The sequence below is a fragment of the Nocardia puris genome (assembly GCF_003315035.1).
GTDB lineage: Bacteria > Actinomycetota > Actinomycetes > Mycobacteriales > Mycobacteriaceae > Nocardia > Nocardia puris.
The window spans coordinates 411,822-438,085 of record NZ_QNRE01000001.1 but is presented as its reverse complement, the minus strand read 5'-3'; the positions used below and the strand labels follow the sequence as shown (position 1 = coordinate 438,085).

The window sequence follows — 26,264 nt, the reverse complement described above, 5'->3', positions numbered from 1 at the left end:
ACCGGCGCACCCACCCACTCGGAGAAGTCGATGTCCCGCTCGCGATCGGCCGTTTCGTCGGACCTGGGTTCATTTCGGCGTGGCGCGAAGGTCGCCGAACACGGCGTACGCGTTGCCTTCGCGATCGACGTTGGTGACTTGCAGGCGCAGCCGCAGGGCGTTGGTGATATCGAGGTCGATCGGGATGGTCTGGCCGATCTCGATGGAGTGCCCGGCGATCAGGACGCCGTCCGCGTAGATCTCGAACTGCATGGACAGTCCGCTCGGAGTCGCGTCGTCGCGGACACCGAGGATGCCCTCCAAGCGGGTGTACTTCCGGGCGAGGTCGTACTCGACGTACCCGGGAATCCGGACACGCGGATTGATCATGACCGAACGGGTGTAGGTCGTACCGGAGACGGCCGCGGCACCGGTATTGAATCGGTAATAGTTGCTGTCGTCGAGTCTTCGGAAGTCGGCGAGGTATTGCGTCCCGACGACGCTCGCGGAATCGGGCGTCGTGGCCGAGCCGCTCGTCGCTGTCGTGGGTGTCGTTGTCGGCGAACCGCTTCCGGTCGTGGTCGATGTGCTCGGGGGCGGCGCCACGATCGTCGTGACGACGATCGTCGGAGCCTCTTGGGCCTGTGGTTCGCGCAGTGTGACGATCGCGATCGCGGCGGCCAGGACCACCAGCGCGCCGCCGAACGCGGCCGGCGCCGCGTACCGCTTCCATCGGCGTGGGCTGCTCGGCGTGGCGGGCAGGTCCGCCAGCACCGCGTCGATCTGCGCCTGCGTCGTGGCGGCGTGAATGCGCGCCGACCGCTCGTCGAATTCGCCGATACCGATCCGGCCCGCGGAGAGGTGTTGTTCGAGAAGCGTGGACGCGCGCTCGCGTTCGGCGGTCCCGATCCTCGGCTGGAGGTTGTCGTTCATGGTCGTAGCCTTACGTTGTATAGTGTCGAGCGGGATCGACCTCGCCGTCGCCGTTTCGGCATTCCGCAAGAGATATCGCGTTATGCCCCTGGGCAATCGCGGTCGATCAGGGGAGCGGTCGGGCTATTCGAAGAGGGTCGGATCCCCCCACGCGAGTTCCGGTAGTCGCCGTGACTTGCCGATGGCGGCGGCGACACCCGCGAGCATCGGCGGGCCGATGGTGTCCGGCCGGTAGGCGACCAGTCGGAGGCGAAGGACGCGCGAGACGTCGTAGTGGATCCGGATCGGCTCGCCGTAGGTCGCCCGAACCTGTTGCCGGGGCTCGTTGTCCAAGAAGACCTGGAAATGCCCGGTCTGGTTCACATCCACGGCATCATCGAGAATGCCGACCACAGCCTCGAATTCGCGATATCTGCGGCCGAGGTTGTATTCGATGGGGCTCCTCGGGTCACCACAGAAGACGGGACAGCGATGGACGATGCTGTTCCCGTAGTGCTCGGCGTCGAGGTCCGCGCTGCCGAATCTCAGGTCGGGTCCGCGCCGCACCGGTTCCAGTACGGTCGTCAGCAGCCGGGCCTTCCTGCGCACCGGCACCGAGATCGGCGCCGTCGGTGTGGAAACCGACGTGGGCGCCGGGCCGGTGTATGGCGAGCCGATCCACTGCCCGCGATCGGGCATGGGGTGCTCGCCCCGGCCGGTGAAGGCAGCGAGTAGATCCGCCACTCCGTCACGCGTGAATTCGTCGATCACGAAGTGGGTCGCGGAGTACGGCAGTAGGAACACGGGGATCTCGTCGATCGACCGTCCGGGCAGCACTACCGGGAGAATTCGGCGCGTCTCGCCGACCAAGTTCTGTGTGATCGCGTTGCGGATCATCGCGCTCTCGAACTGCGCGCCGCGGCCGCGGTCCGGTTGCTCGGATCCCTCGGCCCGCCTTTTGTAGTCGGGTGAGGCGATGACGAGCACGAAGTCCGCCCGCGACAGCTGGTCGATCGCCCACAGCGACCAATCGCGCCGCTCCGCGTCGTACCAGCAATCCAAGTGGACATCGGCGCCGATTTCGGTCCGCAGAAAGGTCGCGAACCGGCGGACGAGTTCCTTGTGCTGCTTCGAGTCGTGCGAATACGAGACGAATACGCGTGGCTCGTCGCCGGAACGATACGAAATTCGTTCTCCGACACCCGTCATGCCTGTCCTCCGTGCCGGATTGTTGCCGTGTGGCGCACAGCTTACGTCCTGTTCGCTCGTTTGAAACCTGACACTGTCCAGTGGGCCGGATCGGCACAGTGGGATCGAAATCCACTGCGGCGCAAGTCGATAGACAGCGTGCCGAAGCTCTCGAATTGAGTCCTGCGTCCTCGCGTTCCACTCCCGGGATGAGCCTCTCGAGCCGGCTAACCGCGGGAAACTTGCCGGCCCGTGCGCCGGACGCTCTGGGAGACCGTGCGCTGAGTCCATTTCCAATCCGGCATGCGATGGCGGATCACGTAACCGGTCACGATCGCAGCGACGGCCACCAGGGCGACCAGCGCGAGCCCGCCGTTGCCCGAGCCGAGGGCGATGAGGAATGTCAGCACGGACACGCCGGTGGCGGCCAGATAAGCCACGACGTGGTCGGAGCCGTACCACTTCACCTGGGCCGCACGGTCCACCAGCCGCTGTATCTCGCCGACGTGCTCGCGCACCTCGGCGAGTTCCTCGCCGCGCAGGTCGAGCGTCGAGATCCGCGCCAGCGTCTCCCGCGAGAACGCGAGTTGCGCTTCGTTGGTGATACTCCGGCTACCGTCGGCGAACTCGCTCCATTGATCGGTGATGGAGTCGGCGAGCGCGGCGGCCAGGCCCTCCTTGAAGTAGGCCACATCCGGATAGTCCCGAACGGCGTTCTCGTAGAGGGGAATCGCCAGCTCCACGTCCTTGTCCACGTAGGTGTTCGCGACGCCGATGGCATAGAGCGGGTTGCCCGGATCGAGAGCCCGCGCGCGTTCGTACGCTTCGCGAGCCCGCACCCAATCGCGCGCGCCGCAATGCACATCGCCGAGCACACCGTGGAAGCGAGGATCGTCGGCGTTCAGCCGGAGGGCTTCGGTGATCTCGAACAACGCATCGCTGCCGTTGTCCAATTCGAGTGAGGCTTGGGCGCGGATATGCCATGCCTCCGCGTCGCCGGGGTGCCGATGCGTCGCCTCGGAGGCAGCCATGTGCGCCTGAAATCCGTCGCCGCTGTCGAGATACTCGTGCGCGATCGATGTCCAGTCGCGCTGCGTGTCGTCGGGTAGGGGCTTGTGATCCATGAGAATGTCCCGCCTGTCGTGCTCAGAGCGCGTCGATTTTCTGAATCAACTTGCGTCGCTTGAGATATACCCGGTCGCAGCATCCCGCGATTCCCATCCGCTGGGACCAGGACGACATCCACACGGCCACGCTGACGTTTCCGTTGTCCATCTGGGTCACCGTGACCGAGAGGACGGGCTTGTCGTTGCCGACCGAGGCCAAGCCGAATCCTCGGGCCTGAAAGTTCAAATCCCCGGGTCCGTCGACCGCGCGCCACCACACGGACCCGAAATGGTCCCGTACCACATCGATTACGTGGTTGTACGGCGCCTTCGCATAGGTGTCGATCTGTTTCCTCGCACCGACGGTGAAGAAGAACGCGATCACCAGTACGGCGGCGAACGCGATACCGAGGAGGACGAGCAATGCTTCCATCGTGAGCTCCTGAACTCCGGCCGCGGCTCAGCCCGCGGCGCTGTCCAGGGCATCACGGTCGAAAGGAGACATTCCTGGACATCTGGAAAGCGCTTGAATACACTGCACGGGTGCTCGTGCCGGACCACGGAGGTGATGATGGCCGGCTCGCGGCGAAAGGTCGTCGATCCCGATTCCGCTCTGGAGCACTTCGTCACCGCGCTGAACCAGGCCTTGCTGCACGCTGAGAAGCAGCACGGAGCCGTCAGCCGGGCGAAACTGGCCAGGCGGCTGAATATTTCGCTGGGTAGCGTGTACGCCTATCTCAACGGCACGACGCTGCCGCCCCCGGCGGCGCTGGAGTCGATGCTCTTCGAACTGCATCTCGACGGGCCCGCGGTGGGGCGTTTGACGACCTTGCGTGACGACGTGGAGATCGCCCGGCGGACCCGGCGGGAGCGTGGTTCCGCGGACCCGCGCCGTAGCTCATATGCCGCCGAATTACCCAGGGATACACGGCAATTACTCGGCCGCGACGCGGAGCTGAAGCGGATCATCACCCTGCTGACGGCACCGGTCACCGGCGCGAGTGCTGTCTGCGTGCTGTCGGGCGCTGGAGGTGTCGGTAAGACGGCCCTGGCGGTGCGGGCCGCTCGCAGCCTGGAGAAGGCGTTCCCCGACGGGTGCCTGTTTCTCGACCTGCGCGGCTACGCCGACACCGCCGTCATGCCGGCCGGCGAGGCCGCGGACAAGCTCTTGCGCCAGCTGAACGCGCCACCCGAGTCCGTGCCCGCGCAGCCGGACGAGCGTTTCGCCGCGCTGCGCGACTTGCTGCGCGGCCAACGCCTGCTCATGGTGCTGGACAACGTGCTCGACGCCGCCCACATCCGGCCGTTGCTGCCGACCGACGGCGAGAGCCGGGCGCTGGTCACCAGCCGGAGCAACCTCAACGGTCTCGATGACGCCGAGCGGATACACATAGCGCCACTGTCGCCGGGTGATTCGGCGGCGTTGGTGCGTGCGCTCACCGCGGATCTGGGGGCAGACCGCCGCCCGTCCGAGCGGCAACTCGAGGCAATGACGCACAGGTGCCAGGGCCTGCCGGTCGCCATCAGGATCGCCGCCGCGTTCGTGCGCACCGAACCGTGGCCGAGCGACGACGATGCCGGTGGCATCGAGATGTTCCACGACGGAGACCGCGATCTCGAAGCGTTGTTCGAACGCTCGGTGGTGCGATTGGCACCCGAGCACGCGCGGACCTTCACGACACTCGGACTCGTGCGCGGCCCCGACTTCGATATCGCGGCGGCGGCCGCCCTGTGTGACAGCGACCACGGCGTGGTCCGCCGCGCGATTCGGCACTTGATCGAGGTCAATCTTCTCGTGGCTCCGAGGGCCGGGCGCTACGAATTCCACGACCTCGTCCAGTCTTTCGCACGCCGGCGAGCCGAAACGACGCTCACCAGGGAAGAATGCGATCGGATCCACGACCGGATGGTGGATCACTACCTGTCGACCGCCGACGCGGCGGATCGTCTGCTCACGCCCGACCGGCACCGCGCCGGAATGTCCCCGGCGGCGCGCGACACCGGGCACGCGATGCGCGAATACCGCCACGCCATGGCGCAATTGACCGCCGACCGCGGCCATCTGCTGGCCGCCGCGCGGACGGCGTTCGAGCGTGGTCGTGACGAACAGTGCTGGCAATTGGCGTTCGCCGTGCGGGGATTCGCGTTCATCACCCACGACATCGATCTGTGGACCCGGACCCACGAACTCGCCTTGGCCGCGGCGGAACGCGCGGGAAACGCCTACGCCGAGGCGGTGACCACCAACAATCTGGGACTCGCCCAAGTGATGAGCGGCGACGTCGAGGCCGCGTCGGCGCGCTACCAGCGAGCCGGGACACTGTTCAGGACGATCGGCGACGCCTACGGCGAGAACGTCGCGCTGGCGCACGACGCCTGGGCTCAGTTCCTGCGGGGGGAGTTGACGGAAGCGCGGCGCAAGAGCGGTGACGCGCTCGCGTTCCTGAGCGCGAACGGACGACCGAGGAACGTGGCCATCCTTCTCCGCGACACCGCCACCATGGAGATAGCGATGGGCCGGTGGGCGCTGGCGGTGCCGATGGTCCAGGAGGCGCTCGAGGTTTTCCGCGCCCACGGATTACATCTCGACGAGGCGATCGCCTACAACGTACTGGGGCGTGCTTACCAGGGGCTCGACGCACTGCGGCAGGCGAGCGAGATGTTCTCGCGCGCGGCCGAACTCGCATCACGGTCGGGCAGTCTGCTCGAAGAGGCCCGCGGCTGTGTCGGCCTCGGTGAGATCGCGGCGGCGCAAGCCAACTGGCCCGCGGCCCGGATGCACTGGAATCGTGCGCTGAGCGGGTACACCACCTTGCGGGACCGGGACAGGCAGGACGAGATACGCGCGCGGCTGGCCGCGTTGCCGAGCGCCGGCGACTGAACCGGCGCCCGGCGTCACGCTACCGCGCCGGCGCCTTCCACTCGTACTTGCACAGCTGGCACTGATACTTCTGCCAGCCCTGGCGGTCCTTCTCACCGACATCCATTCCGGTCTTCTTGGAACATTGCGGGCAAACCTCGGCCATCGCCTGTCTCCTTCCTGTTTGCCAGCCCAGGAAGCCACACTCGGACCGCGCCGGACCACAGCAGTTGGAAACCGCTGAAAAACACCGGAAAAGACTGCGCGGGCGCACGATCCACGAGCGCTCGCGCGCGATTAGCCTGGCGTCATGCCCACATCTGCCCGGTTGCGGCACGGTGACCTGATCGCCGGACTGCCGCGTGCCACCCGCCACGGGACATCGTCATGGTGACCGCGGTGATCGCCGCCGGCGCCAGCATTGTCGTCGCGGTGCTGACGTACGCGCTGACTCAGCGCGGCGCGATACGCCAGGAGCGGCGGCAGGCGCGACTGCTGCGTGTCAGCAGCCAACTCGCCGACCTGTACGGACCGCTGCGCGCGCTGATGGAAACGAACGAACAGACCTGGGAGGCGCTGCGGGAGTCTCATCTGCCACCACGGGTGGAGCGCCGGTTCGACGCCGCCGATCCCGAGTGGCGCCGATGGCGTGACCTCGTCCTGATGCCCGCGAATCGAGCCATGCGAGACCTCATCCTCGAACACGCCGACCTCTTGCTGGAATCCGAACTGCCGGAACCACTGCGACAGTTCTGCGCCCACGTCGCCGCGTTCGAAGTCGTCCTCGCCGCCGAAGCGGACGGCATTGTTCTGCCCACTTTGGTCCGACATCCCGGCGAGGCGTATGTGCGGCAGGTGCGCGAGGCGTTCGACTTGCTTACGGCCGAGCGGCGCCGACTGCTCGCGTCGTGACCGCGACGGGGTACTCGGCCGCTTGCGGAACCACGCGCAGGATTCGCTCGGTCGGCGCGTCGGCCCCGCCGTTCCGATGAGCTGATCCGTGCGGTCGTTCAGTTCTGGAAGAGGCAGAACAGGTGTCCGGCGGGGTCGATCATCACCCGCACGTCCGGTTGGGGTTGGTGGTCGGCGAGGGTGGCGCCCGCCTCGAGGGCGTGCCGTTGGGCGGCATCGAGATCGTCGACGGGTAGGTCGAGGTGGGCGGTAATGTGTTGTCGGCCAGCCTGACTCGGCCAGGTCGGACGGACGTACCGGCGTTCGTACTCGATATCGAGGGTCATCAGGCCGGGCACGCCGGGGCTCGTAGCTGGGCCCACCCCGCCTCGGGAGGGTCGCCGGGCCGCGGGTCCTCCAGCGTGCTGATGGTCCAGCCCAGCAATCGTTCGTAGAAGCTGGCCAGTTCACTCGGGCTGGGAGCGGCGAGGGTGACGCTCGATACCCACATCGGTTGTCCGGTCACAGGTGGTGACACTACGGCTTCGCCGAGGGGGCAGCGTGGAAATCCGGGGTTGCCGGGTCGCCCAGCTCGCCGCGGTCGTGCGGCGCTGCTGGCCGGTCGGCGGACGATCGGTGGGCTGGAAGCCTTCGACCGCACGAACTACGAGATATCCGTCGATCAGAGGTGGCCACAGGCGGGGATGAGCGGCTGCGGCCGGGCGCTGCGTTCTGAGGGCCGCCCATCGGCGCGCTACCGATCGACTGCACCCGTGTCCGGTAGCTCCGCCCAATCTTGAAGGGCGGCAACGAATTCCTCGGGCGCGTCGGATTCCGGATACGTGCCGGCGCCCTCGATGATGACCGTCTTGTGGTGGGGGAAGGTGGATTCCAGGCGTTCGCGTTCCTGGGGGCGGAAGGCGATGTCGGCGTCGCCCCAGATGTCGGTCTCGACATCGGCGGCCCGCCGTACCAACTCCGCGCTGCGCCTTCCGGTTTCGAGGTCGGCCCGCACGACGGCGGCACCCTCGATGCCACCCTGCGCGCCGACCCCGCCTACATCCTCGGCCTCGCCGCCGGCGCGCTCACCGTGAGCGATGTCCTCGCCTTCGGGCTGGCCGAGATCGACGGCGACGAGGCCGTTGTCCGCGCCGTCTTCGCCGCCTGACGAGCGCCGCGCGGCACCGAGATCGACTGCGTGAAAGACGCGGTGCATCCCGGAGATTCAGACGCCGAGAACCACGAAGACCACGCACACCGCGGTGGCGAACCCGAGCCAGGCGGCGAGGCCCGCCTCTATTCGGGCTGTTCCTGCAGGGCGCGGACCTCGATGCGGGAGCCGAGCGCGGCGGAGGCCTGCTCGGCCCAGGCCAGCGCCTTCTCCTGGGTGGGCGCCTCGATGATCCAGAAGCCGCCGACGTATTCGGTCGCCTCCACGAACGGGCCGGGGACGTGCTTGGGCTCGTCGCCGGTGGCGTCGACGGTGATCGCGGTCGACGGCGGGTGCAAGCCGCCGGCGGTGACGAAGGCGCCCGCCTCGTTCAGGTCGGTGTTGAAGCGCTCGACGGCGGCCATCAAGGCCTCCATTTCGGCCGGATCGAACTCCTGCATCGACTCCATCGTCGGCTCTTCGGCGGTGTCGTGCGGGACGGTGAGGAAGTATTGCGTCATGGGGGTTCTCGCTTTCGGTTGTGCGGGTTCTGTGGTGATACTGACATCGGTGCAGACCTCGCCCGCGCCGGAAACTCATCGGTCACCCGGGGACGTGATCACGGTCGGCTCGGAGTCGACAGGTTCCTGGCGTGTTCGGCGCCGAGAGGTCACGGCCAGTCGGCCGACGGCGCGAGTCCAGATCCGCGGGGCTACAGTGTCATCGCCGCATCCTCGCTCGGCTCTGCATGTCCTCGACGCACGTGACGGTGATGTCGACGATCCGGCCGTCCAAGCCGCGTTCGCGCATCCCCGCGCCGGCGAGCTCCTCGGCGCGCAGGCGGGCGATGACTTCGGCGTCCTCCGGGCTCTCGTCCGCGACCTGGAGCAGGTAGCGGAACTGGTAGCCGATCAACTCCGGCGAATACAGGAACGTGCCCTCCGGGGTGAACCGCGCGGCGAACATGTCGTGCGCGTCCTGCTCGGCGCGCAACCGATCACGTTGGGCGGCATCGAGATTCGCGAAACGGCCGCAGACCGTGACGCGGTACGTGCGATTCATGCCGACGCCCCGTCCCGGCGGGTGGCGGCCGCGAACAGCGCCACGATCTCGGTGGTCAGCCGCTCGGCGTCGACCTGGCCGGCGCTCAATCGCATCGCGGCACTGTCCAGGACGGTGCGCACCGCGAAAGCCATGGTGCGCGTGTCGAAAACGCGCATCTCACCGCTCTGCCCGCCTTCCTCGAACAGGGTGACCAGCTCGTCGAGCGAGTCCGTCGCGCGGTCGCGGTAATACCCCCGATCCCGGCGCCCGAAGTACTCGACCACCGCGAGCAGAGCTCCGGCGGCGTCCGGGTTCCGCGCGCAGTACTCCAGATAGGTGCGAATGTAAGTGGCGAGCCGTTCGCCGCTGGGCGCGCGCTCGGCCAGGATCCGCGAAAGCGTCGGCGCGAGTTCACTCACCACCGTCTCGGCGACGGCCGCGGCGAGGTCGTCCTTGCCCGCGTAGTTGCCGTGCACCGCGCCCCTGCTGAACCCCGCGTGCTCGGCGACGGCGTGCAGGGACGTCGCGGCGACGCCCTGCCGCGCGAAAAGTTCGATCGCCGACGCGACGAGACGCCTGCGGGTCTCCCGCTGACTTTCCTCGCGGGTGAGCCTGGGCGGGCGGACGGGGGTCGAGTTCACGAATTCAGGATACGAGGTGGTATCTGAATGTCAATGTGTATCTGAATGGTCCCCTCGAGGACCGCTCGGAGGGCGAACGCGGCGAACGAGTGATCCTTCGGTGCTGCGTCCGGGTGCGGATCGCGCGCCCCACAGGCGGGTGGGCATCGCGAAAGGTGTTGCAGGGAGTCGTATCCGGTGCCGGCTCTCGGCTGGTGGGCGGTGCTCGCGGGAAAGCTTCGCGCGCATCGGGAATCGCCGGCGTTCGGCCGGGTCAGTCGGTCGTCGCGGTGGCGGAGATTTCGGGCACCTCGGCGCGGGCCTTGGTCACTGCATCGGCGATGACGTCGATCTCGTCGCGGTAGGTCCAGTCGTGTTCGCGGGACGCGGGGTTCCCCGAGCTCGAAACCGCGCAGGGGAGGGCCCGGGCGCTCCACCCGCGCTCGGTGAACGCCGTGACCAGCGGCTTGTAGAAGCGTGAGCCGATCGCCATGGCGGGGGCGATCAGCACGATCGGCGAGTTGTCGTGCGTGCGCGACGATGGCACTCGGGGTACTCCTTCGGTGGGCGGCCGTTCGGGAAATCCGCTACGGCAAGTCCGAACTCCGGCGGGATCGTCCCCGGTGACCGGTTCGGCGTGCGTCGCTCAATCCTGGAATTCGCAGATCACGACCGGGATGTCGCGGGTGGTCCTGCGCTGGTAGTTCGCGTATCCCTGGTAGGCCTCGGTGATTCGCGGCCAGAGTTCGGCCTTCTCCTCGGGGGTGGCGGTGTGCGCGTGGATCTATAGCATGACCTCGATCGACGCCCCCGCCACGCCATACACCTACACCCGCGGCGACGAATTGTTCGGCCGCGCACAGCAAGTCATCCCGGGCGGTGTTTACAGCCACCTCGGCCCGCTGGGCGGCTGCCACATTCCTCGAACGGCGTTCCCGCAGTTCGCGTCTCGTGCCGAGGGCACCCGTTTCTTGGATGTCGACGGCAACGAGTTCATCGACTACCTGTGCGGTTACGGGCCCAACGTGCTCGGCTACGGTGACCCCGAGGTGCGGGCCGCCGCCCGCGCCCAGGAGGCCCTCGCCGATGTCGTCACGACTCCCGCGCCGATCATGGTGGAGTTCGCCGAACTGCTGGTCGACACGGTGGCCAGCGCCGACTGGGCGTACTTCGCCAAGACCGGCGGCGACGTCACCACGCTGGCGGTGATGACGGCGCGGGCGGCGACCGGCCGGCGCCGGATCGTATTCTTCGAGGGGTACTACCACGGTGTGGCGCCCTGGACGCAGAAGCCGGGCGTGCCGGGTGTGCTGGACCAGGACGTCGCGGGCAATATCGAGGTGCCGTGGAACGACTTCGAGGCCCTGCGCGCGGTGTTCACCGAGCATCGCGGCGAGATCGCGGCGCTGATCGCCAACTGCTACAACGTCTCCGCGCTGTGCGGGCACGACAGTCTGCGCGACGTGGTGAGCAGCGTGTTCTACACGGGCAGCTACTGGATGAGCGCCGTGCCGTTCGCGGCGGGGATCACGACGCTGACCAAGCTGCGGCGGATCGACGGTCCCGCGCGATTCCGCGAACTCGGCACCCGGCTGACCAGCGGTCTGGTCGAGGTCGCCGCGGCCAGCGGGTACACGCTGGTCACCTCGGGCGAACCGGCGCTGTTCTATCTGCGTCTCGCGGACGACGATTCGCCGACGCTGCACCAGCGGTGGATCGCCGAATGCGTCCGCCGCGGCGCGTTCCTGGTCTCGCACCACAACCATTTCGTCAACGCGGCGCTCACCGAGACCGATATCGACCGCACCCTCGACATCGCCGATGACGCGTTCGCGGCGCTGCTGGACGCGGGTGCGTGATGAGGCGGGTGCGCGGCGAGATCGCCGCTGTCGCCGCCGCGTACGGCGTGCAGGGCATGGGCTACGCGGTGGCGGTGACGTCGCTGCCGGAGTTCAAGTCGCGGCTGGGCGTGGACGAGATGACGCTCTCGCTGATCGTGCTCGGCGCCTGCCTGACCGCGGCGCTGGGGTCGATGCTGGCCGACGCGGTAGCGGTGCGCCGGGGCAGCCGCAAAGCGCTGTGCGCGGGTCTGGTGGTGGAGGCGGTCGCGCTGCTGGGCGTGCTCACCGCCGGTGACCTGGCCGTGTTCGCGGCGGGTTTCGCGGTCTACGGCGTCGGGCTCGGCGCGGTGGACGCGGCGGCGAACATGCAGGGCGTGCTCGCGCAGCGGCGCGAAGGTGTGCCGCTGCTGGGCCGGATGTACGCCGCGTACACCGCGGCCGCCCGGGTGAATTCGTTCAACTACGGCGGCGCGGTCAGCCTCGGGATGGTGGCGTCGGGGCCGAGCCTCGGGTACGCCTTCGCCATCCCGGCGCTCATCCTCGTCGCGGCGGCGCCGGTCCTGCGGCGCGTGCGTGCCGATGCCGGGATCCGTACCGCGCCAGCGGTTCCCGAGACTGCTTGGTCACACCCTCTGTGGCCGACCCCGCCGTGGCACACTGGCCTCGACGGGGCGTTGGTGAATCCCGCTGTGGCGTCGGTCTTTCCGGACACAGTTGCCGCTACGGTGTGACCGCCCACCCGGTTACGCGGCGTGTCCGATGTGCTGGGCCGAGTCGCCGATCACCGCGCCTTCCGCGCCGGTCAAGGTCTGGATGAAGGCCAGTTGTTCGGCCCGGCCGCGCGCCGCGGCACGGGCGAACTCGCCGGGCACCACCCGCATCCAGACCGACCGCACCGCGTTCGGCGGTATCCGCAGCAGCGGATACCACGGCGGGGTGTAGGCGGGCAGGCCGAGCTGTTTCATCGCGGCGGGGCCCAGGAACATGGTGGCGATCGACAGGTGCTGGGACCGGGCGACGCGCCTGCGCAGCTCGGTGAGGTGGGGGTAGTGCCAGCCCAGCGGTTCGTCGAGCATCGGCATCGCCAGCTGGCGTGAGGTCTCGTCGGGGTTCGTGATGGCCGTCATCGTGTGGTACAGGATGCGGACGCTGTCGCGAAAACCGTTGGGCAGGAAGCGTTCTTCCACACCCATCACCCAGCCGACGTAGCGGGTGAAGTGCGCGACGGCGTCCAGGTCGCGCCGGGTCGGTAGGCGCCCGAGGCCCATGGCGCCGATCATCGGCGCGATGAGGGCGCCCACCAGAGTGGCGGCCATATCGGTCTGGTTGATCGGCAGTCCCCACTCCTCGCCCCGCCAGTCCGGCATGGCGGTGATGTGGCGGCGCACCATCGAGTGGATCATCCGCACGTGCAGCGTGGACCGATATCCCACGCCCTGCGCCAGCATCCCGCCCGGGGCGCTGACGTCCATCGCCCACTGCGTCGTCTCGGCGAACCGTTTCGCGGGACCCTTCTCCAGCGCCCCGGTGCGCAGCAGGGTCTTGTTGAAGCCCGAGGCCAGGTACCCGCCGAGGAACGACATGTCGCGGGCGACGTAGAGGCCGTCGCGGCCGCCGACCCCGAACACGAGTTCGGCGTGGCGGATCTTGTCCCAGTCCACCCAGTCCGGCGGCGTCTCGATGTGGTCCAAGAACTCGCGCAGCGGCGCGGGCGCGTCCGGCACCGCCGCGATCCCCTCGCGCAGCGCGCGCTCGAACAGCGGGCGGGTGGTCGCCATGCCCTCGCGGTACATCCAGTCGACCAGCTCGTCCATCGGCCGGTCGCCGAGGGTCAGCGCCTCGCCGAGCTCGCGGAACTGGTCGGGGGTCGGCTCGCGCAGCCCGAGGGCACGCGCGAGCGGGGCCAGGGCGGGGCCCGCGACCGGCCGCGGTGCCGCCGGGTGCCGGGTGGGGACGGCCGTATCCACCGAATCCATGGGAGCTCTCCTTTGAGCGCGGGCGCCGCGCGGCGGCGTCCACCTGCCATCAGTTCTGGCAAGATTCTCTTCCAGAATTCGAATGTTGGCAAGGCTCTTTGCCAGATATGCGAAAAGTGCCTGCTCGCGGGGCGCTGCCGGGTCAGGGCGTGGGTGGCTCGGTCGGCCGGACCCGGCGGATGGCGCGGTCGAAGGAGTTCCGGATGACCGGTGCGAACAGCGGGGCGAAGCGGGCGAGGGCGGCGGTGCGCAGATCGGGGTACACCTCGAAGCGGCGTTCCAGCACGGCGGCCAGGACGGCGTCGGCCACGCGGGCGGGCGGGATGGCGGGAATGGCGCCGTTGAGGGCGGTGGTCTCGGCCGGGCGGGTCGCCTTCTCCTCGGTCAGCATCGGTGTGTCGACGTCGGCGGGGTAGACGCAGGCGACGTGCACGCCGTGCGGGCGCAGCTCGAGGCGCAGCGCCTCGCAGAGGCCGCGCACTGCGAATTTGGCCGGGCCGTAGGCGGAATAGCCGTACACGCCGACGAGCGCGGCGGCCGACGCCACCGCGACCAGCGAGCCGCGCCCCCGGGCCACCATGCCGGGGGCGAGCGTGCGCAGCACGTGCAGCACGCCGAAGTAGTCCACCTCCATCATCCGGCGGAAGTCCTCGTCGGCGAGTTCCAGGAAACGCCCGGGTATCACCGCGCCGGCCGAGCAGACGGCGATGTCGACGGGTGCGTCGGTGGTGAGTTCGGCGATGGCCGCCCGCACCGCGTCCGCGTCGGACACGTCGGCCGAAGCTGTGCGCACCCGGATGCCGTTGGCGCGCAAGCGGTCCGCCGCGCCTTCGAGCCGTGCCGTGTCGCGGGCGATCAACGAGAGCGCCACGCCCTCGTGCCCGAGGCGTTCCGCGACGGCCAGCCCAATTCCGCTGGAGCCGCCGGTGATCAAGGCGTGCCGCCCGCGCAGATCGTTCATGGGATCACGGTAAGCGGCCCGCGCGAATTGTGAAACTGTGTTGTCTACCAACACTTTCCCCGTGCAAGTGCCCCTGATTTTGTGGGCACTCGCAGCGCTTCCGCGCCGGTTTTCGGAATCGTTCACAATTGTTGATCTTGCTGGTTGTCGGGAGAACAGTACCGCTGCGTACCGCGTCGCGCCGGACTAGCCTGGGGCTCGGGAGCGAACGGCGAGAACCTTTCCCTGACGCAGGAAAGCCGTTGTTCCGCAAGGAGTTTCACAACTCGTTTCTTTGTCCGTGGGCGCGCCCGCCCGCGGATCTTCATCCGACCGGCGGCGGGTTGTCGCGCGCGCCGGTGTCGTGGAGGAGCAGTCACGTGTCGAAGATCGCAATTGTCGGCATCGGGTGCCGGTACGCCGGCGGGATCGATTCTCCGGAATCGTTCTGGGAATTCGTGGTGGGCAAGAAGGACGGGGTGGTCGACATTCCGCCGCAGCGGTGGGATTGGCGGCGCTACTACGATTCCGACAAACGGGCCGCCGGACGGATGTACACCCGGCGCGGCGCGTTCCTCACCGCCGATCCGTGGCTGTTCGATCCGGACTTCTTCGGCATGTCGCCGCGCGAGGCCACCGGACTGGACCCGCAGCAGCGCCAGATCCTCGAAGTGGCCTGGGAGGCGCTGGACGACGCCGGGGTCGCGGGTCGTGTGTCGGGCGAACAGGTGGGCGTGTACGTGGGCGCGTTCACCGCCGACCACACCATCACCGCCGTGGCCGGTCCCGCGCTGGCCCACGTCGACATGCATACCGCCGCCAGCGCCTCCTACACCATGCTGTCCAACCGGATCGCGTACGCGCTCAACCTGATCGGGCCCGCGCTCACCGTGGACACGGCTTGCTCGTCGTCGCTGGTGGCCTTTCATCTGGCGTGCCGGGGCATCGCCGACGGCGACTGCCGGATGGCGCTGGCGGGCGGTGTGACGATGATGCTGCAACCCGAGACGTTCGTCATGATGTGCAAGGGCGGATTCCTCGCCGCCGATGGGCGCAGCAAATCCTTCGCGGCCGCCGCCGACGGGTACGGGCGCGGCGAGGGCGCGGGCATGGTGGTGCTGCGCAGGCTCGACGACGCGCTGCGCGACGGCGACCGGATCTACGCCGTCGTGGAGGCGACCGGCACCAATCAGGACGGCCGCACCACCGCGATCACGGTGCCCAACAGCGATTCCCAGGAGGATCTGGCGCGCACCGTGCTGGCGCGCTCGGGCATCGCCGCGCACCAGGTGTCCTATGTGGAGGCGCACGGCACCGGCACCCCGGTGGGTGATCCGCTGGAGTTGCGTGCCATCGGCCGCGTCTACGGCGCGGTGGCGGGGCGCGAGACGCCGCTCGGCGTCGGTTCGGTGAAAGCCACCCTCGGGCACACCGAGGCGGCTTCGGGTATCGCGAGCATCATCAAATCCGCACTGGCGGTGCATCATCGAACGCTGCCGCCGCAGGGCTGGTTCGACGAACCCAACCCCGACATCCCCTTCGACGATCTACGCCTGGCGGTGCAGCTCGAGGCGGAGCCGGTCGGGCCCGAGGTCGAGCGGATGGTGCTGGCGATCAACGGGTTCGGCTACGGCGGCACCAACGCACACGCCGTCATCGGCGAGCCGCCGCGTCGCGATGAGCACGAATTCCATTGGGAGCCGAAGCATTTCGGAGTGCTGCCGCTCTCGGCGCGCAGCGAGCCCGCCGTGCGCGCATTGGCCGCCGGCTACGCCGGTCTGATCGCCGCGGGCACCGACCCGGCCCGGCTCGCCGAAGCGGCCTGGACCCGTCGCGCGCACCACCGCTTGCGTGCCGCGCTGCCTTTCGCGGACCCGGCCGGACTGCCGGACGCGCTGCGGGAGTTCGCGTCCGGGGAGGGCGCGGTGCGCCCGATTCCCGCGCGCTCGGCCGGTCTGGTCTTCGTCTTCTCCGGGATGGGCCCGCAGTGGTGGGCGATGGCGCGGGATCTGCTGGCGGCGGGCGGGGCGTTCGCCGCCGAGGCCGCCCGCATCGACGAGGTCTTCCGTGGCATCGCCGGGTGGTCGATTCTGGCGGAACTGCGCCGGCCCGAGGACGAGTCGCGCGTGACGGCGACGGAGGTCGCCCAGCCCGCCAACTTCCTCGTGCAGGTGGCGCTGGTGCGCGAACTCGCCGAACTCGGGGTGCGCCCCGAGGCCGTGGTGGGGCACAGCGTGGGCGAGGTGGCGGCGGCGTACGTGACGGGCATGCTGTCGCTGCGCGAGGCGTTGCTGGTCGCCCACCATCGCGCCCGGTTGCAGGCGAGCACCGCCGGATCGGGCGGGATGCTCGCGGTGGGCCTGCCGGCCGACCGGGTGCGTGAACTGCTCGACCCCGACGCTCGCATCGACGTCGCCGCGATCAACAGCCCGTCGGCCGCAACTCTCTCCGGCGATACCGGGCAATTGCAGGCGCTGGCCGAATCCCTCTCGGAACAAGGCATATTCGCGCGCATGCTGCGCGTCGAGGTGCCGTATCACAGCCGGGTCATGGACGGCATCCTCGACGAGCTGCGCACCGCGCTGGCGTCTCTCACGCCGCGGGAACCGGCGATCCCGCTGTACTCGACCGTCACCGGCGGGCAGGTGACCGAGGGCGGCTGGGACGCCGAATACTGGTGCGCGAACGTGCGGCAGCCGGTCCGCTTCGCCGACGCGATCGACGCGCTCGTGCGCGGCGGGCACCGGGTGTTCCTGGAAGTGGGCCCGCACCCGGTGCTTTCGGCCAACGTCCGCGAGATCCTGCTGACGGCGGGGGAGTCCGGGACGACCGTGGCGACCTTGGATCGCACCCAGCCGGACGCGGAGAGCCTGCGCCGGACCCTGGCCGGTCTGTACGCGGCGGGCGCGCTCGACATCGGCGCGCTGTTCCCCTCTCCCGCACCGCATCTCCCGCTCCCGCGCTATCCGTGGCAGCAGCAGGCGCTGCGCGACGAACTCCCGCTGCTCACCCAGATGAAGCACGGCACGCCCGACGGGTACCGCATGCTCGGTGACCCGGATCTCGACGGCGGCTCCGAGTGGGAGCTGCGCCTGAGCGCCGAAACGCTACCCTGGCTGCCCGATCACGTCGTCGGCGGTGCGCGCTTGCTGCCCGGTGCGGCCTATCTGGAGGCGGCGCTGGCCGCGGCGGCCACCCGGACGTCGGCGGCGTCGGTCGCCGCCGAGGACGTCCGGTTCGTCGCGCCCCTGGTCGCCGACCCCGCCGAAGCCCCGGTGCTGCGCACCCAGGTGGAGGAGTCGACGCGGCGGTTCACGATCCGTTCCCGCTCCGCCGCGGGCACGGTGTGGACCGTCCACGCCACCGGTCGCCTCGTGGAGGGCGCGTTCGAGTCGTTCGCCGTCGAGGTGCCCGCCGCCGACGGGCTGATCGAGGTCGATCCCGCCGAGTTCTACACCGGCCTCGCCGGGCGCGGGCTGGAGTACGGCCCGGCGTTCCGGCGGGTGCGCACGCTGCACGTGTCCCCGGAGGTGGCGGTCGCGACCGTCGACGCCGAAACAGATTCCGGCGCTGGCTATCTCGCCCACCCGTGCGTCACCGACGCGGCGTTCCAGACCGTGGCGCTGCTGGTCGGTTCGGCGGTGGGCCGGTTGCAGGGCACCGTGGTCCCGGTGGGAGTCGCCACGGTGCGCCGTTTCGGGCCCGTGTCGGGGCAGGTGCGGGTGGTCGCCCGCAGGCACGCCACCGACCCGCTCGCCGCCGACATCGGCGTGGTCGATGCCGAGGGGGCGCTGTGCCTGCACCTGGAGGGTGTCCGGTTCGGCTCGATCACACCGGGCCGCACCGCGCTGGACGGTCTGACGGATCTGTTCTACGAGGAGGTCTGGGACCTGCGCGACCCCCTGGACCCAGCCCAGCTGCCCGCCCCCGACGACAGTGCGACGCTGGTGGTGGCGCTCGGGAGCACGCCGCATCCGCGCGCGGGCCGCCTCGCGGGCGCGCTGCCGCACGCGTTCACGTTCGGGGCCGAGGCGAGCGACGACCTGGAAGCCGTTCTCGGGGAACGTCTTCGGACCGCCGCCGCGGCGGGCAGGCCGCGCCTGCACGTGTGCGTGGTGGCGGGCGCCGGCGACGACGTCGCGGCGCTGTGGACGCTGAAACGGATCGCCGTGACGATCGAGACCTTCCTCGACGCCGACCTGGCCGCGCGTGAGGCGACGATGCCCGGCCTGGGCGACGGCAGCGTCTACGTCACCGTGGTCACCGAGCGCGCGTTCGCCCACCCGGACGATGACGCCGAACCCGACTCGGGTCACGCCGCCCTGGCTGGGGCGCGCCGCGTCCTGCTGAGCGAGCAGTCCAGGCTGCGCTGGCGGCTGATCGACACCGATCCCGACACCACTCTCGCCGAGCTGACCGCCGAACTCACTGTGCCGGGCGCCTTCTCCCACGACAACGCCGACGAGATCATGCTGCGCAACGGTTTACGGTGGTCGCCCGTCGTGACGCGGACGCTGCCGCAGCGGCTGGCCGCGATGGACCGGGCCGAACCGCTCACCGATCCGGAGGCCAACTTCGCCCTGGAGGTGCCGCCCTCGCGGATCCTCTCGCAACTCGGGTGGCGGCGCTGCGCCCGGCCCGCGCCGGGTCCCGGGGAGGTCGAATTGCGGATGCAGGCGGTCGGCCTGAACTACAAGGACCCGCTCAAGGTCATCGGGCTGCTCGGCGAAAGAGAGTTGAGCCCCACCTATTTCGGGACCAGCCCCGGTATGGAGGGCGTCGGCGTCATCACGCGTGTGGGCCCGGGGGTGACCGGACTGCGCGAGGGCGATCTGGTCGGCACGGCGGCGCGGGGCATGCTCACCCGCTACCACCTCTCGCCCGCCGACCTGATCCTCGCGGTGCCCTGGACCACCGCGACGCCCGCGCCCGTAGGGTCCCGCGCCGCGTCCGGCGACGCTCGGAATCGGGAGACCGCCGACCGCAACGGTTCCGTACCGACCGGCGTCCCCGAAGCGACACCGATCAGCGCGCCCGTGGGCGTGGCGGATCTGTCCCTCGAGCCCGGAACCTGCACCAGCACCACCGCTTTCGCCACCGCCGAGTACGCGCTGCTGACCCTGGCGCGCGTCCGGCCCGGGGAGACGGTGCTCGTGCACGGCGCGGCGGGCGGGGTGGGATCGGCCGCGATCCAGGTCGCGAAAGCGGCGGGCGCGACGGTGATCGGCACCGCGAGCACCGTCGAACGCCGCGCCTACGCCCGCGACCAGGGCGCCGACCACACGCTGGCCTCGCGCTCGCTGAATTTCGCCGACGACGTGCTCGGGCTCACCGGCGGTCGCGGCGCGGACGTCATCCTGAGCACCGCGCCCGGCGAGGCCCTGCGCCGCAATTTCAAGGCCGCGGCCGAGTTCGGGCGCATCGTGGAGATCGGCAAGGCCGACATCTACCTCGGCGGCACCCTCGATATGGCGGCGTTCGACAAGAACGTCACCTACTTCTCCATCGACCTCGACCGGATGATGGCGCACCGGCCCGGGGAGGTGATCGCCCTGGTGCGCGGGGTCTACGAGAAGATCGGGGCGCGCGAGTACCGGCCCCTGCCGTTCGACGTATTCCCGGCCGGCGAGGTGGCGCGCGCGTTCGACGAGGTGCTGCGTTCCGAACGCAGAGGCCGGGTCGCGGTGGGCCTCACCGACGACGCGCCCCCGGTGCGCCCGGCCTGGCACGAGGTGCGGATCCACGCCGACGCGCGCTACCTGATCACCGGCGGCTTCGGCGGTTTCGGGCTGGCCACCGGCCGCTGGCTCGCCGACAAGGGCGCCCGGCACCTGGTCCTGGCCGGGCGCGGCGGCGCCACCACCGAGATCGCGCGCAGGCAGCTGGCGGCGTGGCGGGCGCTGGGCATCGAGGTCACCGAGGAACTGGTCGACGTCACCGACGCCGGCGCGGTCGCGGAGATGGTGCGCCGCAACCATTCCGAGCGGCATCCGTTGCGCGGGGTGTTCCACACGGCCGGTGCGGTGGCCGACCGGCGCGTCGCCGACTTGGACCTCGACGCGCTGGAGCGCGTGTACCGGCCGAAGGTCGAGGGTGCCCGCGCCCTGCACGCCGCCGTCACCGGCGCGGGGATCTCGCTCGATCAGTTCGTGCTCTACTCCTCCGGCGGGTCGATGTTCGGCATCTTCGGCCAGTACAACTACAACGCCGCGAACGCCGCGATCCAGGCGTTCGCGGAGGCGCTGCACCGCCGGGGCCACCGCGTGACCTGCATCGGCTGGGGCCACATGGCGGGCACCGGCGGCGGGATGGCCGCCGACGAGGCCGTCGAGAAGTACTTGCGCGCCGCGGGATTCGATCCCATCGATATGGACGACGGACCCGCCTACCTGGAGCAGGCGTTGCGGCTGGGCGTCACGCAGGCGGCGATCATCCCGATCGACTGGTCGCGCCTGGACAGCGCGGTCGCCCACCTGCGGCACCTCTCGCGCACCGCCGGCCAGGTCGCGGCGGCCGCCGAGGAGAACTCCGCCGGCGAGCGGTTGCGTGCCGCGCTGGCGGAACTCGACGAGGCCAAACGCGGTGAGGTGGTGGCGAATATGCTCGCCGAGCAATTGGCCGAGGTGATGGGCGTGTCCGCGGACTCCATCGACCTCACCGTCCCGGTCACCGAACTCGGCCTGGACTCCCTGATGGGCGTGGAGTTCGGCGCGCGGGCCAGTAAAGCCCTCGGCGTACAGCTCATCTCGCTGCAATTGGGTCGCAGTTTCGACCTGCGGCAAGCGGGCGCGCGCATCGCCGAGGCCATCGTGGCCGGACAGGGGACGCAGTCGTGAGCGGTGATGCCCGAGAGATCGCGCGGCGGCTGCTCGACGGGGTCGGCGGGGGCGGTCCGGCGGCCGCGGCACCACCACCCCCGCCCGCGCCGCCGCCCCCGCCCCGGCGCGGCCCCGGACGGCAGTTCGCCGATCACCCCGAGGTGGTCACCGCGACGGCGCGCCGCGCGGCGGTGCGGTCGATGGCCGAGCTGACCGAGATGGGCAACCCGCTGTTCCTGCCGCGCACGGGACCCAACGGCCCGGTGATCGAGACCGCGGCCGGGACGCTGACGAATTTCTCCAGCTACAACTACCTCGGCCTGGCCCATGATCCGCGTGTCGTGCGCGCCGCGCGGGACGCCGTCGAGCGATACGGCGCGTCGGCCTCGGCCAGCCGGATCATCTCCGGCGAGATCGACCTGTACCAGCGGCTGGAACAGCGGCTGGCGCGGCTCTACGACGTGGGCGGCGCGATGATCACCACCAGCGGCTACCTCACCAACGCCGGCGTGATCGGGTTCCTGCTCGGCGAGCGCGATGTGGCGGTGTGCGACGCGCTCGTCCACGCCAGCGTGGTGTCGGGCACGCGGTGGGCCGGCGCGCGGCGGATCACGTTCCGCCACAACGATCCCGGCTCGCTGCGCTCGGTGCTGCGGATGTCGCGCGCACGATTCGACCGGGCCCTGGTCGTGATCGAGGGCCACTACAGCATGGACGGCGACATCGGCCGCGTCGGTGAGATCGCCGCGGTGGCACGGGAATACGACTGCGCGGTGATGGTCGACGAGGCCCATTCGCTCGGGGTGCTCGGCGCGCGCGGGCACGGCGTGCGCGAGCATTTCGGGCTGCCCGGCGACGCGGTGGACATCTGGATGGGCACCCTGTCCAAGGCGTTGGGCAGCACCGGCGGATTCGTCGCGGGCGACGCCGATCTCATCGACGCCCTGCGTGAGATGGCGCCCGGTGTCGCCCAGCTCACCGGCGGCCCCGCACCCGCGGCGGCGGCCGCGGCGCTCGCCGCGCTCGACGTCTTGGACGCCGAACCGGAACGGCTGCAACGGCTATGGGACAACACGCGCCTGTTCACGGTGGCGGTGCGGGCGCGCGGGCTCGATCTCGGCATGTCCGAAGGTACGCCGATCTGCCCGGTGCTCGTCCCCGGCGACGCCCAGGTCGGATTCGCCTCCGCGCTGCTGCTGCAAGGCGGCATCTACGCGGGCCCGGTTGCCGCGCCCGCCGTGGCCGCCGGGGAGGAACGGCTGCGCTTCTTCCTCACCAGCGAACACACCGAAGACCAGCTGACCACCGCCGCCGACCGGGTCGCCGACGCCGTCGCGACCGCCACCACCCTGTCCGACCTGGCCGGCGACTGGACCACCCCGAGGGAGACATGACCGATACATCTGTACTCGCCACCCGTTCCGAGACCGCCCGCTATCTGCACCGGGCCGCCGGGCGACTGGCGGGCAAGCCGTTCCCCGCCCGGTTGCGCGCCTGGGACGGCAGCGAAGCGGGGGAGGGCGGCCCGCTGATCACGCTGCACAATCCGCACGCGCTGCGCCGCATGCTGTGGCGGCCGGACGATCTGGGCGTGGCCCGCGCCTACATCGACGGCGATCTCGGGATCGAGGGCGCGGCCGACGACTTCATGGTGGCCGTCATCGAGGCCGGCGACGCGGCGCTGTGGGACCTGCTCACCGGTCGCGTGGTGCCCACCCTCACCCGGGGGATCGCCGCGCTGCGCCTGCTGGGCTGGGCCGCCCGTCGCCGGGCCCTCGGCACGCCACCACCCCGTCCGGAGTCCGAGGCGCCCTGGCGCGGCGGGGCCGACCACTACGAGATGAGCAACGAGTTCTATCGCCTGGTGATCGGTGAATCCATGGTCTACTCCACGGCGCTGTGGCCCGATCCGGAGCAGCCCGGCGACCTCGACGCCGCCCAGCGGGACAAGCTGGAGTTGATCTGCCGGGAGCTGCGGTTGCGGCCGGGGTCGCGGTTGCTCGACATCGGCTCGGGCTGGGGCGCGCTCGCCGTGCACGCCGCCCAGCACCACGGCGCGCGCGTCCTGGGCGTCACGCTGGCCGCCGAACAGGTCTCCTACGCCACCGAACTCGCCGAACGCGCGGGCGTGGCGGATCGGGTCGAGTTCCGGCAGTGCGATTTCCGCGATGTGCGCGACGGGCCGTTCGACGCGATCTCCAGCATCGAGGTGTCGCTGCACCTGAATGCCCGTGCGCTGCGCGGCTTCTCGCGGCGGTTGCACGATCTGCTGGCGCCGGGCGGGCGCGTGTTCAGCCAGGACGTCACCACCACCCGGCGCGGCAAACTGCTCGAGAACATCTCGGGGTTCCTCACCGCCTACGTCTTTCCCGAGGTCCACATCCCGACCGTTCCGGCGTTGCGCCGCAGCCTGACCCGCGCCGGGCTGCGCATCGAGAGCTACCGCGATCTCACCGAGCACTTCATCGCGACCGACCGCACCTGGCTGCACAATATCGAAACCCATTGGGACGCGATCGTCGCCGAGATCGGGCTGCCGCGCGCCCGCGCCGAACGCCTGTTCGCGGCGACCTCGGTGGCGAGTATGCGGACCGGGCTCAATCAGGCGTCCTACACCATCGCCCGCCGCCCCGGCGGTGGCGCATGACCCTGCTGATCTTCCTGGCCGCCGTGGTCGCCGAGGTCACCGCGACGGTGTCGCTGAAGCTGTCCGACGGGTTCAGCAAGCTGTGGCCCACCCTGCTGGTCGGTGCGGGCTATCTCACCGCCTTCGGTCTGCTCGCGCTGCTGTTGCAGCGCGGGCTGGAGGTCGGTGTGGTCTACGCGGCGTGGTCGGCGGTCGGGTTGGCCGCCGTCGCCGCCATCGGCGTGCTCTTTCTCGGCGAATCACTCAGCCCGGCCAAGGTATTCGGCCTGACCCTGATCGTCGTCGGCGTGGTCACCCTGCAATTGGCGGGCGTGCACTGATCTCTGGTGAGGTGTCACCGTTTCCGGCGGCGCAGCGCGAATCCCGCCGCGACGGCGAGCACGACCACTAGTCCGGCGCCCGCGCCCAGCAGGACGATCTCGGGGAACCTGCCCGTGTTGTCCGTGGCCGAGGGCCGGGGGCGCGCGGTGGGGCCCGCGGTATCGGAATCCGTTCCGGCGTGGCCGGATTCGTAGGTGGGCGGCGCGCCGCCGGTGTCGGTGACGGCGAGGTCGATCCGGACGGGGAGGGCGCCGCAGTCGCCCGCGTCGCTGTTGACCCGGACCATGAGGTAGTGCGGGCCCGGCAGGGCCTGGACGCGTACCGACGGCCGCTGGTGTTCGCGGTTGAGGTAGGTCACGGGCACGGTGGCGAGCGCCTTGCCGTCACCGGGCAGCGCGCGCGCCTGGTTCCCGTCGTGACCGGTTGTCGCACTGTCGATCTGGGCACGCAGCGGTGAGTACAGCTCCGTGCCGATATTGGTGTGGAAGCGGTCGCCGGGACGGGTGCACGCCCCGAACTCCACCCGGTACGACAGCCCCTGTCCCCATCCCAGATCGACCCGGTAGAAGACGTATTCGCCCGGACGCACGGCATCGGTGTACACGCCGGAGCCGTCCAGTTCGGCGGCGACGGTGAACGATCCGCCGCCCACCACCGGCCGGGCGGGCCCGGACTGCTCGACGTGGCCGACCGGCTCCGCTCGCGCGGGCGGTCCGGCGTCGGTGGCGGGCGCTTCGACGCGGACCAGCAGTTCCAGCGGCACCCGCGCGGCGCCGGAGCCGCCGGATTCCCAGTCGACCGAGACGGCGTAGCGCCCCCCACCCTGGCAGACGTCGGGATCGTCCGCGCCGACCCGATACACCAGCGCTGCGGTGACGACCCGTCCGGTCGACGCGACATCGGTGTTGCGCTCGGTGCGGCATTCCGTGCCGTCGACGCCGTGGATCCGCACCAGCAGTGTGTTCGCCCCCGGCTCCCGCTCGTCGCGCTGCCCGAACGCCGCGGTGCCCGTGAGGTAGGCGATACCGCCTTCCGGCACGTCGACCGTCCAGAACTGGCGTTCCCCGCGAATCAGGTTCGCCAGGTACTGGCCGGTGCCGAGTGCGGGCGCGTCCCGGACGTCCGGCGTTCCGCGGGTCGGCACGCCGACCGGTTCGTAGGTGCGCAACGCCGTCTCGGTGACCCGCGGCAGGATCTGTTCCAGCGCCGCCCCGGTTCCGGCGTCGGTGTAACTGCCGCCGGTGGCGTGCGCCAGGCAGATCAACTGGTGGCGCGCGGCGTCGTCGACGTCGAATCCGATGGCGTGCACGATGATCGACGCGCCGTCGGTCCGGAGGTCGCGCGCCACGTCGCACGGGTCCGGGGGCGCGCAGGTGTCGATGCCGTCGGAGACGAGCACGATCGAGCGGGGCCCGTCGGACGGCAGCCCGTCGGCCGCGTGCCGCAAGGCGGTGCTGATGGGTGTATAGCCACGGGGAACGACGCCGTCCACCGCTCGGTTCAGCCCCGCGCGGTCGAGCCTGCCGACGGGATGCGGTGTGGTGACGTCGCGGCATCCGGCCTCGCGCTCGGCCTCCGAGGACCCGGTGCCGGTCCCATACACCGAGAGCCCCACCTCCGCCGTCTCGGGGGCCGCCTCGACGAACTGACGCACGGCCCGTTTCGCGGCGTCGATCTTGGTCCCGCCGCCGGGGTCGGCGGCGAGCATCGAGCCCGACGCGTCCAGCACCAGCATCGTCGGCGCGTAGCCGCCGTCACCGGGCCGGGCGGAGGCCGCACCCGCCGGCACCGCCAGCGCCAGCAGCGCCGCGCACACCGCACCGAGAATTCGATTCATTTCTCCCCCAGGGAGTTTCACCGCCGACGATCGCGTCAAGAAAAGGCGACCGGTGCGGAATCGGCAAGCCCCGAGTATGCGGGGCAACGGTGTTGCCCGGCGCGTGCTCGCGCCGGTGCGGTCACCGCGACGCC

Annotated in this window: 22 protein-coding genes; 8 read left to right on the top strand and 14 right to left on the bottom strand. The window is 70.2% G+C overall.

What is annotated here, in order from left to right; translation table 11 throughout:
• Positions 1-69 precede the first annotated feature (69 nt).
• Genes DFR74_RS01990 through DFR74_RS01980 form a run of 3 tightly spaced genes read right to left on the bottom strand, consistent with a single transcriptional unit; the run spans position 70 to position 3,203 of the window.
• Positions 70-981, bottom strand: coding sequence for a DUF1707 domain-containing protein (locus DFR74_RS01990; RefSeq protein ID WP_147265723.1), 912 nt, complete (start codon positions 979-981; stop codon positions 70-72).
• A gap of 54 nt (positions 982-1,035) precedes the next feature.
• Positions 1,036-2,370, bottom strand: coding sequence for an SEFIR domain-containing protein (locus DFR74_RS01985; protein WP_228790873.1), 1,335 nt, complete (start codon positions 2,368-2,370; stop codon positions 1,036-1,038).
• Complete coding sequence (locus DFR74_RS01980) at positions 2,307-3,203, bottom strand: tetratricopeptide repeat protein (RefSeq protein WP_067504281.1); 897 nt, start codon at positions 3,201-3,203, stop codon at positions 2,307-2,309. Before DFR74_RS01980 ends, DFR74_RS01985 begins: the two co-directional genes overlap by 64 nt.
• 4 nt (positions 3,204-3,207) lie before the next feature.
• Between DFR74_RS01980 and DFR74_RS01970 the strand changes: the two genes are divergently transcribed.
• The gene (locus DFR74_RS01970; RefSeq protein WP_157115797.1) at positions 3,208-6,066 is read left to right on the top strand and encodes a tetratricopeptide repeat protein; all 2,859 of its coding nucleotides are present in this window, start codon (positions 3,208-3,210) and stop codon (positions 6,064-6,066) included.
• Positions 6,067-6,432: 366 nt separating this feature from the next.
• The gene (locus DFR74_RS01965; protein WP_067504274.1) at positions 6,433-6,957 is read left to right on the top strand and encodes a hypothetical protein; all 525 of its coding nucleotides are present in this window, start codon (positions 6,433-6,435) and stop codon (positions 6,955-6,957) included.
• Positions 6,958-7,055: 98 nt separating this feature from the next.
• Here the strand turns inward: DFR74_RS01965 and DFR74_RS36565 are convergent, their stop codons facing one another.
• The 8 genes from DFR74_RS36565 to DFR74_RS01925 all read right to left on the bottom strand — a co-directional run bounded on the left by DFR74_RS36565 (position 7,056) and on the right by DFR74_RS01925 (position 10,534).
• Positions 7,056-7,295, bottom strand: coding sequence for a VOC family protein (locus DFR74_RS36565; RefSeq protein WP_232331643.1), 240 nt, complete (start codon positions 7,293-7,295; stop codon positions 7,056-7,058).
• Entirely contained in the window at positions 7,283-7,462 is a 180-nt protein-coding gene (locus DFR74_RS36560; protein WP_198161670.1) for a VOC family protein, read from the bottom strand. Before DFR74_RS36560 ends, DFR74_RS36565 begins: the two co-directional genes overlap by 13 nt.
• A gap of 228 nt (positions 7,463-7,690) precedes the next feature.
• On the bottom strand, positions 7,691-8,152 hold the full coding sequence (locus DFR74_RS36915; protein ID WP_067504271.1) for an alpha/beta fold hydrolase: 462 nt from the start codon (positions 8,150-8,152) through the stop codon (positions 7,691-7,693).
• An 80-nt stretch (positions 8,153-8,232) separates the two neighbouring features.
• Positions 8,233-8,607, bottom strand: coding sequence for a YciI family protein (locus tag DFR74_RS01945; RefSeq protein WP_067504266.1), 375 nt, complete (start codon positions 8,605-8,607; stop codon positions 8,233-8,235).
• A gap of 199 nt (positions 8,608-8,806) precedes the next feature.
• Positions 8,807-9,148 (bottom strand): DUF6204 family protein, encoded by a 342-nt coding sequence (locus DFR74_RS01940; protein WP_067504263.1) that lies wholly within the window; start codon positions 9,146-9,148, stop codon positions 8,807-8,809.
• Positions 9,145-9,771, bottom strand: coding sequence for a TetR/AcrR family transcriptional regulator (locus DFR74_RS01935; protein ID WP_067504261.1), 627 nt, complete (start codon positions 9,769-9,771; stop codon positions 9,145-9,147). Before DFR74_RS01935 ends, DFR74_RS01940 begins: the two co-directional genes overlap by 4 nt.
• Before the next feature lie 253 nt (positions 9,772-10,024).
• Positions 10,025-10,297 carry a hypothetical protein gene (locus tag DFR74_RS01930; protein WP_067504260.1) on the bottom strand — a complete coding sequence of 91 codons (273 nt, stop codon included), beginning with the start codon at positions 10,295-10,297 and terminating at the stop codon, positions 10,025-10,027.
• Positions 10,298-10,396: 99 nt separating this feature from the next.
• Complete coding sequence (locus tag DFR74_RS01925) at positions 10,397-10,534, bottom strand: nitroreductase/quinone reductase family protein (RefSeq protein WP_084537360.1); 138 nt, start codon at positions 10,532-10,534, stop codon at positions 10,397-10,399.
• 7 nt (positions 10,535-10,541) lie between these two features.
• Between DFR74_RS01925 and DFR74_RS01920 the strand changes: the two genes are divergently transcribed.
• Positions 10,542-11,609 carry an aminotransferase class III-fold pyridoxal phosphate-dependent enzyme gene (locus DFR74_RS01920; RefSeq protein WP_067504328.1) on the top strand — a complete coding sequence of 356 codons (1,068 nt, stop codon included), beginning with the start codon at positions 10,542-10,544 and terminating at the stop codon, positions 11,607-11,609.
• Positions 11,609-12,322 carry an MFS transporter gene (locus tag DFR74_RS01915; protein ID WP_113974912.1) on the top strand — a complete coding sequence of 238 codons (714 nt, stop codon included), beginning with the start codon at positions 11,609-11,611 and terminating at the stop codon, positions 12,320-12,322. The genes DFR74_RS01920 and DFR74_RS01915 overlap by 1 nt, the downstream gene beginning before the upstream one ends.
• A gap of 12 nt (positions 12,323-12,334) precedes the next feature.
• Here the strand turns inward: DFR74_RS01915 and DFR74_RS01910 are convergent, their stop codons facing one another.
• Both DFR74_RS01910 and DFR74_RS01905 read right to left on the bottom strand, forming a co-directional pair.
• The gene (locus tag DFR74_RS01910; protein WP_228790876.1) at positions 12,335-13,567 is read right to left on the bottom strand and encodes an oxygenase MpaB family protein; all 1,233 of its coding nucleotides are present in this window, start codon (positions 13,565-13,567) and stop codon (positions 12,335-12,337) included.
• Between the two features lie 142 nt (positions 13,568-13,709).
• Positions 13,710-14,528, bottom strand: coding sequence for an SDR family oxidoreductase (locus DFR74_RS01905; protein ID WP_067504256.1), 819 nt, complete (start codon positions 14,526-14,528; stop codon positions 13,710-13,712).
• A 359-nt stretch (positions 14,529-14,887) separates the two neighbouring features.
• Between DFR74_RS01905 and DFR74_RS01900 the strand changes: the two genes are divergently transcribed.
• From DFR74_RS01900 to DFR74_RS01885, 4 genes are read left to right on the top strand one after another with little or no spacing between them, the layout of a single operon-like run.
• Positions 14,888-21,343, top strand: coding sequence for a type I polyketide synthase (locus tag DFR74_RS01900; RefSeq protein ID WP_067504253.1), 6,456 nt, complete (start codon positions 14,888-14,890; stop codon positions 21,341-21,343).
• Complete coding sequence (locus DFR74_RS01895) at positions 21,340-22,719, top strand: aminotransferase class I/II-fold pyridoxal phosphate-dependent enzyme (RefSeq protein WP_067504250.1); 1,380 nt, start codon at positions 21,340-21,342, stop codon at positions 22,717-22,719. The genes DFR74_RS01900 and DFR74_RS01895 overlap by 4 nt, the downstream gene beginning before the upstream one ends.
• A complete protein-coding gene (locus DFR74_RS01890; RefSeq protein ID WP_084537357.1) occupies positions 22,716-23,972 on the top strand; it encodes an SAM-dependent methyltransferase in 1,257 nt (418 codons plus the stop codon). The genes DFR74_RS01895 and DFR74_RS01890 overlap by 4 nt, the downstream gene beginning before the upstream one ends.
• A complete protein-coding gene (locus DFR74_RS01885; RefSeq protein WP_067504248.1) occupies positions 23,969-24,292 on the top strand; it encodes a DMT family transporter in 324 nt (107 codons plus the stop codon). The genes DFR74_RS01890 and DFR74_RS01885 overlap by 4 nt, the downstream gene beginning before the upstream one ends.
• A 14-nt stretch (positions 24,293-24,306) precedes the next feature.
• On the opposite strand, the gene DFR74_RS01880 is transcribed toward DFR74_RS01885, so the two are convergent.
• Positions 24,307-26,130, bottom strand: a complete 1,824-nt coding sequence (locus DFR74_RS01880) for a vWA domain-containing protein (RefSeq protein WP_067504246.1) — start codon at positions 26,128-26,130, stop codon at positions 24,307-24,309.
• Between the last annotated feature and the right edge of the window lie 134 nt (positions 26,131-26,264).